Annotated in this window: 14 protein-coding genes; 8 read left to right on the top strand and 6 right to left on the bottom strand. The window is 55.8% G+C overall.

Annotation, left to right across the window (positions count from 1 at the left end; genetic code table 11):
* Positions 1-4 precede the first annotated feature (4 nt).
* The 4 genes from ACXAD0_RS09445 to ACXAD0_RS09430 all read right to left on the bottom strand — a co-directional run bounded on the left by ACXAD0_RS09445 (position 5) and on the right by ACXAD0_RS09430 (position 5,042).
* Positions 5-1,486, bottom strand: coding sequence for a 2-oxo acid dehydrogenase subunit E2 (locus ACXAD0_RS09445; protein ID WP_475088141.1), 1,482 nt, complete (start codon positions 1,484-1,486; stop codon positions 5-7).
* Positions 1,483-2,496, bottom strand: a complete 1,014-nt coding sequence (locus ACXAD0_RS09440) for an alpha-ketoacid dehydrogenase subunit beta (RefSeq protein ID WP_475088140.1) — start codon at positions 2,494-2,496, stop codon at positions 1,483-1,485. Before ACXAD0_RS09440 ends, ACXAD0_RS09445 begins: the two co-directional genes overlap by 4 nt.
* 59 nt (positions 2,497-2,555) lie before the next feature.
* A complete protein-coding gene (locus ACXAD0_RS09435; RefSeq protein ID WP_475088139.1) occupies positions 2,556-3,572 on the bottom strand; it encodes a thiamine pyrophosphate-dependent dehydrogenase E1 component subunit alpha in 1,017 nt (338 codons plus the stop codon).
* Between the two features lie 63 nt (positions 3,573-3,635).
* A complete protein-coding gene (locus ACXAD0_RS09430; protein WP_475088138.1) occupies positions 3,636-5,042 on the bottom strand; it encodes a carotenoid oxygenase family protein in 1,407 nt (468 codons plus the stop codon).
* A 187-nt stretch (positions 5,043-5,229) separates the two neighbouring features.
* Between ACXAD0_RS09430 and ACXAD0_RS09425 the strand changes: the two genes are divergently transcribed.
* Positions 5,230-5,742 (top strand): nuclear transport factor 2 family protein, encoded by a 513-nt coding sequence (locus tag ACXAD0_RS09425; RefSeq protein ID WP_475088137.1) that lies wholly within the window; start codon positions 5,230-5,232, stop codon positions 5,740-5,742.
* Positions 5,743-5,822: 80 nt separating this feature from the next.
* On the opposite strand, the gene ACXAD0_RS09420 is transcribed toward ACXAD0_RS09425, so the two are convergent.
* Positions 5,823-6,845, bottom strand: a complete 1,023-nt coding sequence (locus tag ACXAD0_RS09420; RefSeq protein ID WP_475088136.1) for an NADP-dependent oxidoreductase — start codon at positions 6,843-6,845, stop codon at positions 5,823-5,825.
* Positions 6,846-7,150: 305 nt separating this feature from the next.
* On the opposite strand from ACXAD0_RS09420, the gene ACXAD0_RS09415 reads away from it, so the two are divergent.
* The 4 genes from ACXAD0_RS09415 to ACXAD0_RS09400 all read left to right on the top strand — a co-directional run bounded on the left by ACXAD0_RS09415 (position 7,151) and on the right by ACXAD0_RS09400 (position 12,443).
* Positions 7,151-7,540, top strand: coding sequence for a putative quinol monooxygenase (locus ACXAD0_RS09415; RefSeq protein ID WP_475088135.1), 390 nt, complete (start codon positions 7,151-7,153; stop codon positions 7,538-7,540).
* A gap of 56 nt (positions 7,541-7,596) precedes the next feature.
* The gene (locus ACXAD0_RS09410) at positions 7,597-9,783 is read left to right on the top strand and encodes a molybdopterin-containing oxidoreductase family protein (protein ID WP_475088134.1); all 2,187 of its coding nucleotides are present in this window, start codon (positions 7,597-7,599) and stop codon (positions 9,781-9,783) included.
* A 135-nt stretch (positions 9,784-9,918) separates the two neighbouring features.
* Positions 9,919-11,382, top strand: coding sequence for an NAD-dependent succinate-semialdehyde dehydrogenase (locus ACXAD0_RS09405; protein WP_475088133.1), 1,464 nt, complete (start codon positions 9,919-9,921; stop codon positions 11,380-11,382).
* Positions 11,383-11,744: 362 nt separating this feature from the next.
* Positions 11,745-12,443: a TetR/AcrR family transcriptional regulator gene (locus ACXAD0_RS09400; protein WP_475088131.1), complete on the top strand. Its 699-nt coding sequence runs from the start codon at positions 11,745-11,747 to the stop codon at positions 12,441-12,443.
* 87 nt (positions 12,444-12,530) lie between these two features.
* On the opposite strand, the gene ACXAD0_RS09395 is transcribed toward ACXAD0_RS09400, so the two are convergent.
* Positions 12,531-13,646 (bottom strand): acyl-CoA dehydrogenase family protein, encoded by a 1,116-nt coding sequence (locus tag ACXAD0_RS09395; RefSeq protein WP_475088130.1) that lies wholly within the window; start codon positions 13,644-13,646, stop codon positions 12,531-12,533.
* A 305-nt stretch (positions 13,647-13,951) separates the two neighbouring features.
* Here ACXAD0_RS09395 and ACXAD0_RS09390 point away from each other — a divergent pair, with 305 nt between their 5' ends.
* The 3 genes from ACXAD0_RS09390 (at position 13,952) to ACXAD0_RS09380 (ending at position 17,892) form a co-directional block, all read left to right on the top strand.
* Positions 13,952-15,403 (top strand): coniferyl aldehyde dehydrogenase, encoded by a 1,452-nt coding sequence (locus tag ACXAD0_RS09390; RefSeq protein ID WP_475088129.1) that lies wholly within the window; start codon positions 13,952-13,954, stop codon positions 15,401-15,403.
* 95 nt (positions 15,404-15,498) lie between these two features.
* Entirely contained in the window at positions 15,499-17,130 is a 1,632-nt protein-coding gene (locus ACXAD0_RS09385) for an FAD-dependent oxidoreductase (protein WP_475088128.1), read from the top strand.
* Positions 17,131-17,205: 75 nt separating this feature from the next.
* On the top strand, positions 17,206-17,892 hold the full coding sequence (locus ACXAD0_RS09380) for a histidine phosphatase family protein (protein WP_475088127.1): 687 nt from the start codon (positions 17,206-17,208) through the stop codon (positions 17,890-17,892).
* Positions 17,893-17,928: the final 36 nt, after the last annotated feature.

The raw sequence follows: 17,928 nt of genomic DNA, 5'->3' as shown, positions 1-17,928 counted from the left end.
TTCCTTACACCAGCATGGACGCCGGGTTTTCCAAAAACCCCTTGAGTGACTGCAGGAACCTGGCTGCCACGGCGCCATCGATCACACGGTGATCACAAGAGAGTGAGACGGTCATCATCGTGGCCGAAACGACGCGCCCATCGCTGACAACTGCTTTTTCCTTACCGGCACCCACCGCCAGGATCGCCGCCTGTGGCGCATTGATGATTGCATCGAACTGATCGACCCCGAACATTCCCAGGTTGGAGATGCTGAAGGTGCCACCCTGCATTTCATCGACTTGCAGCGCCCCCGCATGGGCCCTCCGCGCCAGGTCTTGCGATTGTTCTGCAATCTGAACCAAGCTCTTGCTGCAGGCATTGCGAATCACGGGCGTCACCAGCCCGCCGTCGATGGCAACCGCAACCGATATGTCCGCCCGTTCGAATGCGCGTATCGTGTCGGCTGCATACTGAACATTCACTTCCGGCACGCGCTTGAGTGCACTGGCACAAGCCTTGATGACAAAGTCATTGACCGAAATACGATGCCCAAGCTCCGTATTCATGTACCGCCGCTGCGCCAGTAAACTGTCCATGTCGATGTCGACGTTTACCCGGTAATGCGGAATACTTTGTTTCGCCTCACTCAGTCGTGCTGCGATCACCTTGCGCATCCGACTGACTTTTTCCACGCGGAAATCCGATGCCCCGCTCAGTATGCGCGCCGCACTTTCCACATCATTTTTGGTGACCCGATTTCGGCGACCTGTCGGCACAATATCGTTCAGGTTCAGGGCGAGCTTTTTGGCGAGCCGTCGCGCCACCGGGGTCGCCGCAACGCGGGAGTCGTCCAGGGAGATGCCCGCACCCTGTACCTGTTGAGCTACTTTCCCTGCGGGTACGGAAGCGGCTATCCCCGCCGCTATCCCCGCTGCTTTCTCCACATCCCACTTGGAAACGCGGCCGTTCCGTCCGGTGGGCGTGATATTGTGTAAGTTGATGTTATGGGCTTTGGCAATTCGCCGTGCGACAGGAGAGGCCTTTATGTCTGTATCATCAGCCCCCGCAGACAGCTCCGGTTTCGTTGCTGGCGCAGTAGCGGATTCAGCCGGCTCTGGCTGAGGGATCGGCGCCGGCTCTACGGGCGCCGACTGCGTAGCCTGTGGTTTTTGCTCACCGTCAGAAACCAGAGGAGGCACGAGTGCTGCCGCATCGGGTTCGAAATTCGCAACGAAAGCATCAATTTCCGCATCGGAAACATCACCCTCTGCGACTACACCCAGCAACATCGCTACACGATGTACTTCGCCGGGCTGTGCGACGATACGAACCAGTGTGCCACTACAGGTGCTCTCTGCGGTATTGACGATCTTTGAGGTTTCAATATCGACCACTTCATCGCCAACCGAGACCTGATCCCCCACATCAACACGCCATTCGGTAATCTCGCCTTCTTCCATCGACATGCCCCACTTGGGGACCGTCAGTGCGTGTAAATTGCTCATGACGCATACTCCAGCACTTGTCGAACGGCAGCCTCAATGTCAGCTTCCTGCGGCATCCAGGCGTCTTCGAGGTTGGGCGCAAACGGTACCGGAGAATGCGCCGCCGTCACTTTTTTGATCGGTGCGCGCAAACTACCAAAGGCCTTTTCCGCAACAATGCTGGAGATGTCTGACGCAATGCCGCAGCGCGGTGTCATTTCATCCACCACCACCAGTCGTCCGGTCATTTCTACACTTTCGAGAATGGCCTCTTCATCAAGCGGCGATGTCGTGCGAGGATCGATGACATCGCAAGTAATGCCTTCCGCCTCGAGCCGGTCTGCCACCGCGAGCACCTTGTGCATGGGATTGGAAATCGCCACGATGGTGAGGTCACTGCCCTCGCGGTAATACTTGGCTTCGCCAAAGGGCACCGTATACATCTCATCGGGCACTTCGCAGCTGGTGTCGTAGAGAATCTTGTCCTCTACAAAGATTACGCAGTCGTCATCCTGTATCGCCTGGAGCATCAGGCCTTTCGCATCGTAGGCATTGGTGGGACATACGACTTTCAGCCCCGGTACCATGGTGACCATCTGGGTGAGGTTCTGTGAGTGCTGCGCACCGGCACGCCATCCCGCACCAGTCGTACAGCGAATAACCATGGGACACTTGGCTTTTCCGCCGAACATATAGTGGAATTTGGCTGCCTGGTTGTATATCTGGTCGAAGCAGACCCCGAAGAAGTCCATAAACATCAGTTCAGCGACCGGGCGCAGACCAGTTTGTGCGGCCCCTGCCGCCGCCCCGATAATCGCCGATTCGGTGATCGGGGTATCGATCACGCGAGAGTCGCCATAGGTCGGCAACAGTCCCTTGGTGACACCCATGACACCGCCGTAGGCGTCCCGGGATCCATCACACCCCGCACCGCCGGAAACTTCCTCACCCAGCACGATTACGCGGGAATCTTCGGCCATCGCCTGGTGCAATGCTTCGTTGATTGCTTCTCTGTATGTCTTGACGGGCATCCTGATAACTCCAAATTTATTCTTGTAAACGGGCTTTTATCAAAGCGCCTTCGGGTTCATTAATACGCTGAGCTGTAGACGTTAGTCAGTAGTTCATCGTCGCCTGGCGCGGGAGCCGCCAGGGCTGCCTCGGTCACTTCATTGATGGTGCTGGCAATTTCAGCGTCGATCGCATCGAGCTCTTTCGCCGTTGCCAGTTTCTTCTTGACTGCGGCCTTGCGCGCTATAGCGAGACAATCCTCGTCTTTCATCAGACGCTCGATCTCGCCTTCTCCGCGATAAGCCTGGGGATCCCCTTCAAAGTGCCCCTTGAAGCGCGGAACATTCGCTTCGATCGTCACCGGACCATTGCCCTGGCGGCAGTGCTCGACCACCTGCTTGCAGACTTCATAGACGGCGAACAAGTCAGTGCCATCCACCTTGTAGGCCGGCATACCAAAGCCCTGTGCTCGACTGGCAATATCCTTTGACCCAACGGCATAGCTCGCATGGGTACCTTCGCCATAGCCGTTATTTTCAAACAGAAAAATGGCAGGCAGTTTCAATACAACCGCCAGGTTCATTGCCTCGAAGGTTGTGCCCTGGTTGGACGATCCGTCACCACCAAAGGCAACACCGACACGATCGGTACCCAGCGTCTTGGCGGATAGCGCAGCGCCGACGATGATGGGCGGGCCTCCGCCGACAATGGCGTTCGCGCCGAGCATCCCCTTGTCGAAGTCGGCAATGTGCATAGAGCCGCCCTTGCCATCACACAGCCCGCCTTGCTTGGCCATGATTTCTTTCATCATGCCGCCAACATCACCGCCCTTGGCGATGCAGTGGCCGTGGCCGCGGTGTGTGCTGATCACGTAGTCATCGTCTTCCAGCAACAGGCAAATGCCGGCGGCGACTGCCTCCTGGCCAGAGTAGAGATGGAGAAAACCCGGAATATTGCCTTTCATAAACTGTTCGCTGATCTTGTCTTCAAAATCGCGAATCGTGCGCATCGTCCGGTAGGCTTTCAGGAACTGCTGTTTGGTCATGCCTTCTGTGGACGCTTTGGGCTTGGTGATTTCTGGGGTATCTAGGGACATTTTCTGCCTCGATTTATTGTTACCGGTAACAACAGCGGTGGAATTTGGGCAACGCCATTCGCGTTACAGCATCAAGCCCTGCATCCAGTTCGCATGGAAACCGTTGGGAATTCGACTCGGTACGTGGACTTTTGCTACCGGACCGGAGGAGAAGTCTCCGGCAGGTAGAATGGAAAGGAACTGCCCTTCACCGGGGTTATAGACGAAGCACATCAGCCATCCATCTTCCTCACGATCCGATTCCGGATTCGCGACATAGACCGGCTCACCGGCATTCGCCTCGGGCCCGTAATCGTGCAGCAGGGTTTCACCGGTATTGAAGTCATAGCGACCGGTACAGTTGTAGCCATGCGCATCACCCCAGCTGCGATTGCTGGAGGCGGCAAAACCATACCGGTATGACTTACCCATACGGCGCTCATCTACCCTGGAGAACTCGCAGAAGACGTCAGAGAATTTTTCGTTGGTAACGGTTCTCGTTTTTTTATCGAGCTCCATGCGATACATCCGGCGCGGTTGCTTTTCCACACCGGTACCCTGTGTCTGGGTAAAGGGCATGGAATTGATCCACACATAATCGATGATGATCTTTCCACCTTTCTCGAAGCCATTGCAGAAATGCCAGCTAAAGAAGGCATCGGTCTCGTAGGTGACAATGTCACCGTCCCCGCTACGGGGAATCACAAAGATCTTTGTTCCCTTTTCAGGTTCCCAGGAAAATGGATCTTCACCGCGCATCGCCCGCTCTACATCATGGAAGGCCGGTGCATAGAAAATGACGACGTAGTTCTCTGTAATTTGCAGATCGTGGATGATGCCCTTGCGCGCGAACGGCACCTCGATGGTTTTTTTGTGGCGAGCATTTTTGTCGAATATCTGTACCCAGTAATTGGCACTATCCCAGCGCTGGGTACAACTGATCAGGTCACCGGTATTCGGACAGATTTTTGGGTGCGCAGTCAGGGCATCCCCCGGCTTTAGCGCGCCTTCGTAGTCGTAAAGCCCGACTGTGGACAGATCATTATTCAGGAGGTGCGGGAAACCACCTTCCCACATCGCCAGAAGCTTTCCGCCGTGATACAGCACATTGGTATTGGCGGTATTGCGCACCGGATTCGGCTCGCCCCCAGCCTCAATCACTTCCGGTGGAACTTCCAGCAGCTTTCCAACACTGCCGTAAATGGTCCGACCGAATCGCCGCTCCGTCTTTAAATGACTGGTTTCGATCCAGCGATTCTTATAGGTCGCCTTACCGTCCCGGAGATACACGGCATGGATCATGCCATCGCCATCCAACGGATAGACATAGTGGTTGGGTTGGTATGCGGTATTGGGGCCATCCCGCATAAAGGCCCCCAATAGATTATCTGGAATCTTTCCTTCGACCCTGAGCTCGTCAGGCCCGAAATCCTTTTCTTCGGTCACCGGGGCATAGTTGCCCTGCAGGTATGGAGAGACACTTAAATCCATGAGATCGCCCTCTTAACGTAACCCTGAGTTCGTGAGGCCGCCGCGGATACATCGATGAGAGGCCTGCGGTTTCACTAGATACTATCAGCTCTCTTTTAAAGAAAACAGTCATGATTGTTTATTTTTTTCTGCACGCCAGATACAGTCACCCTGCAGATAAAAAGACGAATCAAGCTGAGATAGAGAAATGCAGAAAGTAATGGATAGTCACATGGAGTTGGCGGATGAAATCGCATTGCGCAGCCTGATGGCCCAGTACTGCGATGCCGTCATCCGCAATGATGCCGCGCGTTGGATCGATTGCTGGAGCTCGGATGCGGAGTGGAATCTTCTGGGGAATGAGGTTGCGGGCAGAGACGCGATCCTGGCGTTCTGGCAGCAAGTCATGACGGGGTTCGAGTTTGCCCTGATGATCCCCAGTTTCTGCCAGTTCGAGGTCAACGGGGATTGCGCAACGGGCTACTGGTACCTGCAGGAGCACACGCGCGATACCAGCGGAACAGGGACTGCACTGTTCAGTCGCTACGAGGACCGCTACATCAAGCAGGCAGGACAGTGGAAATATCAACGGCGTGATTACCAGATCCTGTATACCGGCGAAGCGATGTTTAGCGGTGCGTTTCCATCGCCCAATGGTTCCGCCTCATCAGCAAAAGCTGCCGAGGGCGCTGAAGCAACGGGCACAACCGTCGATGCTTGAAGCGAAATGGCCAGAACCTGCAGTATCTGGCCAGACAGCGCATCTGGAGATGACCACTGACCAGAGCGCGAACTGCCGCTCTATACAGTTTCTTCAGGAATACGGGTAATCAGCTTGCCCTGGTTTGAACCGTCGAATAGCTTGAGGAAGGTGGGCAGGATATTGTCCAGATCATCGACAATCTCTTCCCGGTACTGGAGCTTTCCGGCAACGAGCCATTCGGCAAGCTGTTCAACGCCCTCAGCAAAGCGGTCGACGTAATCGAGTACGACAAATCCCTGGATTTTCAGACTCTTCGCGACCAGCTGCCACAGATTTTTCGGCCCCGGCGCATCTGCATCGTTATACGTGGAAATCCATCCGCACACGGCAATTCGCGCGTGCTTATTCAGGCACATTAACGCGGCATCCAGGATGTCACCACCCACATTGTCAAAGTAGATATCGACACCTTGCGGGCAAGCCTCACGGATAGCCGCCTCCAGGTCATCACAGGTCTTGTAGTTAATCGCAGCGTCAAAACCGAGCTCCTCGGTAATCCACTGACACTTGTCATCTGCTCCGGCAATACCGACCACATGGCAACCTTTCATTTTGGCAATCTGGCCGACAGTTGAGCCCACCGCACCTGCCGCGGCACTGACTAATACGGTTTCCCCGGCTTGCGGTTGTCCGACTTCCAGCAAACCGAAGTAGGCCGTCAGTCCCGTCGGCCCCAGAATCCCGAGAAAACTGCTCAAAGGAATTCCTGCGGCTTCATCCAGCTTGGTCATCGCGGCAGCCTGGGCAGTGGTGTAGCGCTCCCAGGCGCCTACCGCCAGCACGACATCCCCTTCCGACAAGAGTTCGCTCTGAGATTTCACAACCCGGCCAATGACCGAGCTACGAATCGGCTCGCCGATCGCAATCGGCTCAATGTAATTACTTACATCACTCATCCAACCCCGAATGGCTGGATCAAGAGAGATATACATATTGCGGATAACCACTTCGCCGGTAGCAGGTTCGCGCAGGGGGACATCACGGAAAGGAACTTCTTCCGGTGTCGGCGCCGCAGCCGGACGGGACGCGAGGTAGAACTGTCGATTGATCAAGTCTTGCATAGAGAAAATGGCCTTTCAGTATGAGGCACCGAATACCGACACCTGTTCAACAGGGGCACCCCCTGTACCAGAGCGCACATCGCAGCTCATCCAGACGCACCGGGTGTCACCTTGCCTGCGCCGTGAACGTCGCGAGGTGGCGATCGGTAACCGCTCGCCGGAACTTCCGCAAACGGCCATCCCCGGCGATGACTCGATCGGGTCCAGCCCCCCGACCTTTATGGCAATATAAACCCGGATAAAAAAACAGTCAAACCTGATTGTTTGACTTTGGTAAGTTTGATACGTTTAGCGAAAGCCAATAGATGACTGACAAACCCAGCGGGAATGCACAGCAAAAGGACAGCAATATGACGGTACTGATCAACGGATATGTCGACATCAAGGCAGAGGACCGTGCCAGGGCCCTGTCAGCCGCTGCGTCACTCATTGAAGAAACACGCGCACAAAAGGGCTGCCAGCATTATGTGTGGTCTGCGGATCCGACATCCGCGACCCGCGTCTATGTCTACGAGAAGTGGGACTCCTCCGAAGACCTCGTTGCGCATCTTGCCGGCCCCTATTACGCGCAGATGCTCGGCATACTCGGCAGCTTCGAGATACTCGACACCGCTGTTTCCAAATACAAAATCGCCATTGAAGAACCGGTTTATGATCCCGAGGGCAACCCGCGCGGTGACTTCTTTACCGCCTAGTCGCCAGGTTCAGGCACAGGCCAACTTATCAATAATAAAATTCAGGGTTGAAGATCATGGCTGAAATGCAAGGCGACAAGAAGATTAAAACCTACTGCCGATTCTGCCACGCGACCTGCCCGATGGAGGTCACGGTCAGGGACAACAAGGTTATCGGATTGCGGCCAGACACCGACAATGAAGTCTTTGGCGGATATACCTGCCTGAAAGGCCGGCAAATGCCAGAACAGCTGTATTTGCCCGAGCGGATTCTCAGCTCGCTGAAGAAAAATTCCGACGGTACCCGCAGTGAAATCTCCACAGAACAGGCGCTTGATGAGATCGCCGAGAAGCTCAAAGCCATTCGGGACAAGTACGGTCCACGCAGTATTGCCAGTTACAACGGTACCGTCTCCTTTCAAAATTCTGCGACCCATCCGGTTGCCAAAGCCTGGCATACCGCGCTGGATTCGCCGTCTTACTACACCAGCATCACGATCGACCAGCCAGCAAAAGTGGGCATTGGCCAGGCGCGAATGGGTTTCTGGGCCGGCGGCAACCATACCTGGCGGGATTCCAACGTCGCATTGATTGTCGGCAACAATACCCTGGTCTCGCATTTTTCCATTCCAGGTGGCATTCCTTCATTCAGCCCCAGTAGCGCCTTGCGTGAGGGGAAAAAGCGCGGCCTGAAAATTATCTGTGTCGATCCCCGGCGCACAGAGGTCGCTGCACGTTCAGACATCCACTTACAGATCAAACCCGGTCAGGACGCGATTCTGCTGGCGGGACTGCTGCACATCATCCTGGAAGAAAACCTGCACGACGCCGAGTTCTGTGAAGAGAATATTGAGAACCTGGCAGCCTTCCAGAAAAGTCTCGCGCGCTTTACTCCGGATTACGTCGCAGAGCGCGCCGGGCTCGAAAAAGATGACATCCTCGCAGCGGCGCGGCTGTTCGCTGCGGGTCCCAGGGGTTCCGCCACCACGGGCACGGGGCCGGAAATGGGCCCCTACCCCAATCTGGTACAACATCTGACCCAGGCGTTGAATGCGATTTGTGGGCGTCACTACCGCGCGGGAGAACAACTGCCGAATCCCGGCGTACTCTCGCCACCCTTTCCCCGCATGGCGCAGGCAGTACCTCCACAACCGGAGTGGCTGACGGGCATACGCAGCCGGGTATCCGACGACATTGGCGAGGTGACCGTACTCACAGCGAATGGTCCGATCAAGGAAATGCCCACCGCTATTTGCGCAGACGAGATATTGATGGAGGGCGAAGGACAAATTCGGGCGTTAATCTGTATTGGCGGAAACCCGTTGCTGGCATGGCCCGGACAGGAAAAAGCCTACCAGGCGCTGAAGAATCTCGACTTGCTGATTTGCCTCGATTACAAACTCTCTGCCACGGCGGAAATGGCGGATTACGTCATCGGCTCGAAGCTCTGCCTGGAGCGCGATGATCTCACTGTACTCACCGATATCTGGTACGAACAGCCATACAGTCACTATACGAAGACGGTGGTAGAAGCCGAGGGCGACGTCATCGAGGAGTGGGAACTGTTCTGGGAGCTCGGCAAGCGTCTCGGACTGGAGCTCAGCATACGCGAGCAGCCGCTGGACATGGTCAACAAACCGACCAAGTACGAAATCCTGGAAAAAATGACGGCGGGCTCAAGAGTGCCGCTGGAAGAGATTTACCAGCGCGAGGGCGGTCATGTATTCGACGCGCCCGATGTCATAGTCGAGCCGGCGGATCCGACAACCAAAGGCCTGCTGGACCTCTTCCCTGAAGGACTGGCAGAGGAGCTCGAAGGCGCCGCCAGTGATGCGGATCGCAGTGTTGCACAAGCGGGTGAACACCCTTACCTGCTGGTGAGCCGTCGTATGAAAAATACCTTTAACTCCACCGGTCCGGAGCTGAGCTTCCTCGCCTCCAAGGGTACAACCAATCCGGCTTATATGAACCCGGAAGATCTCGCGGACCTGAGCATCGAAGATGGCGAGATCATCTTTATTCGCTCCGCGCGCGGTGAAATCCCCGGTGTGGCACAGAGCAGTCCGGATATTCGCCGGGGTGTGATTTCCATGGCGCACTGCTGGGGGAGCGCCCCGGATGGCGCAGGCGATGATAAGGTGCGGGAAATCGGGGCCAACACCAACCGGCTCATCCACAACCTGGACAACCCGGCGAAATACTCCGGTATGGCTCAACAAAGTGCTATCGCGGTGTCAGTTCGCAAGGTGAGCGTACCCGACTGAATACTTCAAAGCCGCTTGCAGCAATACCGTGCCCACAACAAAATATTTGCTGTGTGGGCCTCAAATGTTCTCCATGCGGCCGAATCTCCAATCCCCTATGAACTCAACTCTGTTGCCGACTCTCCGAGGAATATTATGCTAGCCCTCTCCGATCCATCGCTGCTCCGCTCCCAGCTCTATATCAATGGTGAATGGGTAAACGCCGATAATGAAACCACATTTTCGGTATACAACCCGGCAACCCGCGAAAAAATCATCGATCTGCCCAACGCCGGCGCGGCAGAAACCCACCGCGCGATCCAGGCGGCAGATGAGGCGCTCAAAAGCTGGAGACAGGTCGTCGCCAAAGAAAGATCTGCTGTGCTCAAACGCTGGTTCCAACTGATCATGGCGAACCAGGAAGACCTGGCAAGATTGATGACCGCGGAGCAAGGCAAACCACTGGCGGAGTCCCGCGCGGAAGTTGCCTATGGCGCCTCGTTTGTCGAATGGTTTGCGGAGGAAGGCCGCCGCGTATACGGCGATACCATTGCTGCGAACAATCCCAATCAGCGTATTGTCACCCTGAAGCAACCGGTCGGCGTGGTGGCCGCGATCACCCCATGGAACTTCCCGATCGCGATGATTACCCGCAAGGTGGCTCCGGCACTGGCCGTAGGCTGCACTATCGTACTAAAACCAGCCACCGAGACCCCGCTGTGTGCGCTGGCACTGGCAAAACTGGGCGAAGAAGCGGGTATCCCTGCGGGTGCCTTTAGTGTGGTGGCTGGCAATAAGGCCCGCGATATCGGCGGCGCAATGACCAGCAGTGCGATCGTGCGCAAGCTCACCTTCACCGGTTCCACAGAGATCGGCAAGACACTCATGGAACAGTGTGCAGGAACCATCAAGAAAACCTCGATGGAGCTCGGTGGCAATGCGCCATTTATTGTCTTTGACGATGCCGACCTCGATGCGGCCGTACAGGGGCTTATGGCATCCAAGTTCCGCAATGCCGGGCAGACCTGCGTGTGCGCAAACCGTATTCTCGTGCAGGAATCTGTGTACGATGCCTTTGTCGACAAGTTTGTCACCGCTGTGAGTGCGCTCAAAGTCGGCGATGGGATCGACGAAGGCGTCACCATTGGTCCGCTCATCAACGACGACGCCTTTGCCAAAGTCAGCGCCATCGTTCGCCAGGCCACAGACAATGGTGCCCAAACATTGATTGGGGGCGGTGGCGAGCGGCTGGGTCAAAACTTTTTCCCACCCACGGTATTGACCAACGTCGACGCTTCTATGGATGTCTATCGCGAAGAGATTTTTGGTCCGGTGGCACCGGTGTTCAAGTTCAAAACCGAAGAAGAGGCGATCCGTATCGGCAATGACACGCCCTTTGGATTGTCGGCCTACTTCTACGCCCGAGATATGGGTCGTATCTGGCGAGTGTCCGAAGGTCTCGACTACGGTATTGTCGGTATCAACGAAGGCATCATCTCAACCGAAGTCGCACCATTCGGAGGCATGAAGGAGTCCGGCATCGGGCGCGAAGGCTCCAAATATGGCATCGATGACTATCTCGAAATTAAATACCTCTGTATGGGTGGGGTAAACCAATAGAGCGCGATGCCTCGACAATCTCCGTCCCGGTGAAGCGGCACCGGGAGGGATTCTCCGATCAAAAGTCCCCGTGATTCCGTTACTTCACCCTAATCCACGCCGGAATACCGATGCGTATACCTACCCTTTGCACAGCATTGAGCGCACACGAGAGTGCCGTAAAGCCCGGGCGGTCACGCCATACCGGTTAGACCGAAATGGCAAGCCTGATAAATTTTCTCGACCGGCTTTCGGGTGAAAGCCGCACAACTAACCGGTGCTGGCCTTTCTTTTGCAGCACATTTCCTTATAATTGCGCAGTACTGACCGACTAAAACAGTACCAACTGTTTTTAATAAAACGCAGCAGGAAACGAGATCGCGATGAGTGATGTGAAGGCACGTAAATCTGATGACCTGGCCGAAGGCGAGGTCAGTTGGCAGTCGAAAAAGAGTGCCATGACCCGTGACCGTATTCTGGAAGCCGCCATTGATTGCTTTATCAACTTGGGTTACTCCAACGTCACCACTGCTAAAGTAGCCGATGCGGCCGGCGTTTCCCGTGGCGCCATGCTGCATCATTTCCCCTCCAAGACAGAACTGATCCAGGCCGCGGTTGAGTATCTCCATGGCAAGCTGCTCGATGACTACACCCAGCGTGTAGCAAGAATCCCCAAGAAACTGAAAGGCAGAGAGCGCAGGCGTGCGGGCCTCGACGCCTACTGGGAGCACCTGACCGGCGACCTGTTTGTTGTTTACCATGAGCTGTGTGTGGCCGGACGTACTGACGAGGAACTCAACTCCATTCTGGAACGTGCAACCGCACGCTTTGAAGAGCACGTGCATGAGTCCAATCACGAGCTCTTTGAAGAGTGGAATGAGCGTGGAGAGCTTTACTTCCTGGCCATGGACCTGACCAAATTTATGATGGAAGGCATGGCCGTCGGCCAGTGGGGCAAAAACAAGAACAAGCGGATCAACCGATTGCTCGACTACCTGGGAGATCGCCTGGAAGAAATATTTTCCGATGACGGCCCGACCGCCATTTCCCAGCACTCCGCGAAAATGAAAGCGAAAAGCTAAAAAAAGCCACCTTCGGGTGGCTTTTTTGGGTCTACTCTGTCGCTTTATTCCACCCGAAAGGCCCTGTCCGCGGACGCTGGCGGAGGCTCAGGCGGACAGCGCACAATACCTTTCCAGATAGTGCTCTTCGTCGCCGTAGAGCATCGCCAGCAGCAATAGCCTCTTGAAATGGTGTCCGACATTCAGTTCGTCGGTCATGCCGATGCCACCATGCAACTGAATGGCTTCCTGGGAGATCGCGCGCCCGGCCTCGGCCAGTTTGACCTTTAGCGCCGCGCAGGCTTTGCCGGCCTGATCACTTCCCTCGTCCACCAGAATGGCGGCGTGTAATAGCAGGGAGCGGGTTTCCTCCACTTTCAGGAACATATCTGCCATACGGTGCTGCAGCGCCTGGAACTTGCCAATCGGCTGGCCAAACTGCTCTCGGGTCTTGGTGTACTCCACCGTAGCGTTCAACAACACCTGCATTGCACCAAGGGCTTCGCCGCCCATCGCGACGATGGTCTTTTGTAATACCGCATCAATGTACGACTCACCCAATCCCGGCTTACCCAGCAGTTGCTCGACGCCTAATTCAACCCGGTCAAAGTGAACGTGTGCACCGCGACTCCCATCGACCGCCGAAAAGGCTTCCCGCCGCACGCCTTCCTGCTGCCCATCAATAATAAACAGGCTCAATCCATCGGTTGTTGCCGCAGTCACCACGAAATAGTCCGCGCAATGGCCATTCAACACGGCCAGTTTACTGCCGCTCAACACATATCCAGATTCCGTCAACGAGGCGCGGGTCGAAATGCGATGCATCTCATAACCGCCCGAACACTCCGCGAACGCGAAAGCCCATTGCGACTGGCCAGCGATCATTTCGCCCGCATATCGATCTTGCTGCGCACTGCTGCCCGCGACTTGCAGGAATCCCCCACAGGTGACTGCTGTGGTCAGGAAGGGCTCTCTGAGCAATCCCTTGCCCATTTCCTCTGACATCACCATCAGGTCTACCGCACCGCCACCAAAACCGCCCAGAGCCTCACTGAAGGGCATTGCCAGCCAACCCAGTTCGGCAAACTGTTGCCAGGTTTGCGGATCGAACCCCTGAGTCGTTTTACTCAGCGCACGGTGGCGTTCTACATCGCTATTTTCGCGTACGAATTTTTCGACACTATCGCGCAACATCGCCTGTTCTTCTGATAGAGAAAAGTCCATATTGCTTCGACTCCAACGAATGTCTGCTTACGTTTTAAAGCTTGTGTGACCACCCACTGACACGCAACAAAGCTCACAATTTCAAAGGGTTACACAACCTTCCCGACCGCTGGCACGCCCGCAATACACGGTTCAGCACCACCTGCAACGATCGTAGCAAACCGCCTACAACAAAACAATCCGTCTATCCTGTTTTCTTTATTGGGATATTGCCTTAGACTCAGGCATAGACGACGACCCTGAACGTTATTAGGCTGGACTCGGGTGAAACAGCGGCGCGAACCGCACCAGTAGAGGACATAATAATGAACGCAATCATCCCACCAGATGCGCAATCTGTAGCAGAGCTGGCGACCTGCCTGGACGCACAGCGAGCGGCCTACCTGCAGGAGGGGCATGTCTCTGCAGAGGTACGTATTGACCGCCTCAACCGCGCGATCGCCCAACTGCAGAAGTATCAGGACCAGATTGCGGACGCACTCAATAGCGACTTTGGTCACCGCTCAACGCAGCACAGTAAACTGATGGACGTGGCGGCCGGAGTTGGCCCACTCGCACATGCAAGGAAACACCTGAAGAAATGGATGCGTGCGGAAAAACGCAGCACCCTGTTCCCACTGAATCTATTTGGCGCACGCTCCCGAATCGAGTATCAGCCTCTCGGTGTCGTGGGCATTATCAGCCCGTGGAATTTCCCGGTGAACCTCACCTTTGCGCCCCTGGCGCAGGTGCTCGCAGCCGGTAATCGCGCAATGATTAAGCCCTCCGAGTTCACCCCGGCCACCTCCGAGCTGATGAAACTCATGGTGGAGGAAGCATTTGATCCCACTGAGGTGGCAGTGATCACGGGTGGCCCGGAAATCGGCCAGGCTTTCAGCAGCCTCGCATTTGACCACCTGATTTTTACCGGTGCGACCTCGATCGCCAAGCATGTCATGACGGCGGCCGCACAGAACCTGGTTCCCGTTACCCTGGAACTCGGCGGCAAGTCTCCAGTGATTGTCAGTGAATCTGCGGATCCGAATCTCGTGTGCGACCGGATTATGTGGGGCAAGACCACCAACGCAGGACAAATTTGCCTGGCACCCGATTATTGTTTTGTTCCCGAACAGGCCCTCGACCAGTATGTGGAAGGCCTCAAAGCTTCGGCGAGCAAAATGTTTCCCTCTTTGCTGAACAACAGTGACTATACGTCTGTCATCAACCAGCGCCACTTCGATCGCCTGACCACCTATCTGACGGACGCCAGGGCGAAAGGGGCCACGATCATTGAACTGAACCCCGCTAACGAATCATTTGCAGGGCAGCCGCACCACAAGATTCCGCCAACATTGCTGCTCGATTGCACCGATGACATGCTGGTGATGCAGGAAGAAATCTTCGGCCCGTTGATGCCCATTAAAACCTATCGTCATCTCGATGAGGTGATCGGTTTCGTCAACAGCAAGCCCCGCCCCCTCGGACTGTACTACTTCGGTGAGGACAAAGAGGAGGAGCGCGCGCTACTCGATCGCACAACCTCCGGGGGTGTCACCATCAATGACGTCATCATGCATGTCTCGCAAGAGGACCTGCCCTTTGGTGGCGTCGGCCCCAGCGGTATGGGTGCGTACCACGGCTTCGAAGGGTTCAGGACTTTTAGCCATACCAAGTCCATATTTCGGCAGTCCAAGATGGACATTAATGGCATGACCGGAATGAGCCCGCCTTTTAATGAAAAGACCGAGAAAACCATTCAACAGATGCTCAAGGGCTAGCGTACCGCAGACCAATCATCCTGCGGCAAGTCACGCACAATCCATCACGCCGATCATGGCTGCGGCGCAACGAACAGCGAAAAGGTAGTAAAGCAATGGCAGACTACAAAACCTGGGAATGCCTGGTATGCGGTTGGGTATACGACGAAGCCAAGGGATGGCCGGAAGACGGCATCGCGCCGGGCACACGTTGGGAAGATATCCCCGATGACTGGCTGTGTCCGGACTGTGGAGTCGGCAAGGCCGATTTCGAGATGATCGAAACGGGGGTCACCAGTGCCGAGGCACAAGCGGTGCCCCCTAAAGAAGACACTGTCGCAGCAAAGGTAGCGGAACAACCCTACCAATTGTGGGAGTGTCTGGTCTGTGGCTGGTTTTACGACGAAGCAAAGGGATGGCCCGAAGACGGTATCGCACCCGGTACCCGCTGGGAAGACGTTGCGGAAGACTGGCTTTGCCCGGAGTGCGGGGTGGGCAAGCAGGACTTCGAAATGCAGGTGGTTGGCACCTCCCCTGTTTCACCAGTCACCCGCGAGCCGGCGGTCAGTGCCATACCGTCAACCGGTACGGCGATCGAACCGATTGTCATTGTCGGTTCCGGTCTTGCCGGTTACACACTGGTAAAAGAACTGCGCAAGCTCGATCAGCAAACCCCGATCATCATGCTCACCGCGGACGACGGAAGATACTATTCAAAACCCCTGCTCTCCACCGGTTTCCAAAAGCAGAAGACCGCCGATGACCTGGCAACAGCGTCTGCCGCGGAAATGGCGAACGAGTATCAAATTGACGTCAGGACAATGACCGAGGTCACGGCGATTGATACTGACAGGCAGCGTGTCGCAATTGGTGCGCAGGAAATTCCTTACTCCAAACTCGTGCTCGCCAGTGGCGCCGCCTGTATTAGCGTACCACTCTCGGGCAACGGCCTCGAACATGTGTATTCGGTCAATGACCTGATGGACTATGCGCGCTTCCATGACGCCATGAAGAGTGCACAAAAGGTGCTGATCATCGGAGCAGGGCTCATCGGCTGTGAATATGCCAATGATCTGGTGCAAGCGGGATATCAGGTTGATGTCGTCGACCCAATGCCGAATGTGCTGTCCAGCCTGTTGCCTGAAACTGCGGCCAATTCGGTACAGGCTGCCCTGGAAGAAGCCGGCGTAACCTTTCACTTCAAGACCGTCGTCAATACTGTGAAGCAGAGTAAGCGTGCCCATCCTGTTGTCGCGCAGCTCGATAATGGCAATGAGATAGAGGCCGATATCGTACTCTCGGCAATTGGCGTGCGCCCGCGTACGGACCTCGCCGCAAGGGCTGGCCTGCAGATCAATCGCGGCATTCTGGTAGACCGCAACCTGCAAACCAGCGCTGGCAACGTCTACGCGCTGGGAGATTGCGCCGAAGTCGATGGCCATGTGCTGTTCTACGTCGCCCCGCTGATGGCCTCAGCCCGCGCATTGGCCCGAACGCTCACCGGCGACACCACCCCAGTCAAGTACGGCACGCTACCGATCACCGTCAAGACAACCCTGTACCCGGTAGTAACCAATCCGCCTGCCCGTGATTGCAAAGGGGAATGGACCATTGAAAAAACCACCGTCCATGGGGTCAGGGCAGTATTCCGGGATACGTCCGGAAACATCGGTGGGTTTGCCCTGACCGGGCAGTGTGTGAACGAGCGAGAGGCACTGGTACAGGAAACGCCACCAGTGATGGCGTAATCCCCGCAACCAGGAACCGGCAATATCCGCAGGCCAATACCGCCTGCCAAGACTCTTTTTGGTAACCATTGGTTTATGGCAGAAATCATCCTGATCCGGCATGGCCAGGCTTCTTTTGGTGCGGACAACTACGATCGCCTGAGTGCACTTGGGCAACAACAGGCGATCTTGCTCGGACAACATTTACGCGCGCTTGGGCAGACATTTGACCGTCTCGTCTGCGGAACAATGATCCGTCACAGGCAAACCGCTGATGGCGTCCTCCAGGGACTTGGCCAACCGATCCCCATGAAGTCGACACCCGGGTTAAACGAATACAGCTTTCAGGGACTGTTGCGTCCACTAAGGCAACAATACCCGGCGCAATGGTCCGATACTGGTGAAGCGCGACGGGACTACTACCACAACATGAAGCTTGCCCTGACCTACTGGATGCAGGGCGCGATTCAAACGGATGGCAACGACAGCTGGCGTTCATTCAGGCAGCGCGTACGCGATGGGTTCGCCCTTGCCTGCTCGGAACATGCGCAACGCACCCTTGTGGTCACCTCCGGCGGACCCATTGCGGTTGTCCTTGCGGGGGTACTGGGGCTGGACGAAAAGCGTACCCGCGACATGACACTGCAGATCAAAAACAGCAGTACCAGCCGCCTGCTCTATTCCCGCAGCAACCTGTCCCCGGATGGGTTTACCCTCGACAGCTTTAATGACGTGGGCCATTTGCTCTGTGAAGAACAACCGCACAATGTCACGTTTTCCTGAACAGGAAGCACGATGACAACGTCCGATGGAGACCGT

The organism is Microbulbifer sp. ABF4_148, from assembly GCF_056158985.1.
Note: the sequence above shows the minus strand (reverse complement) of the source record. Positions and strands in the feature narration are given on the sequence as shown.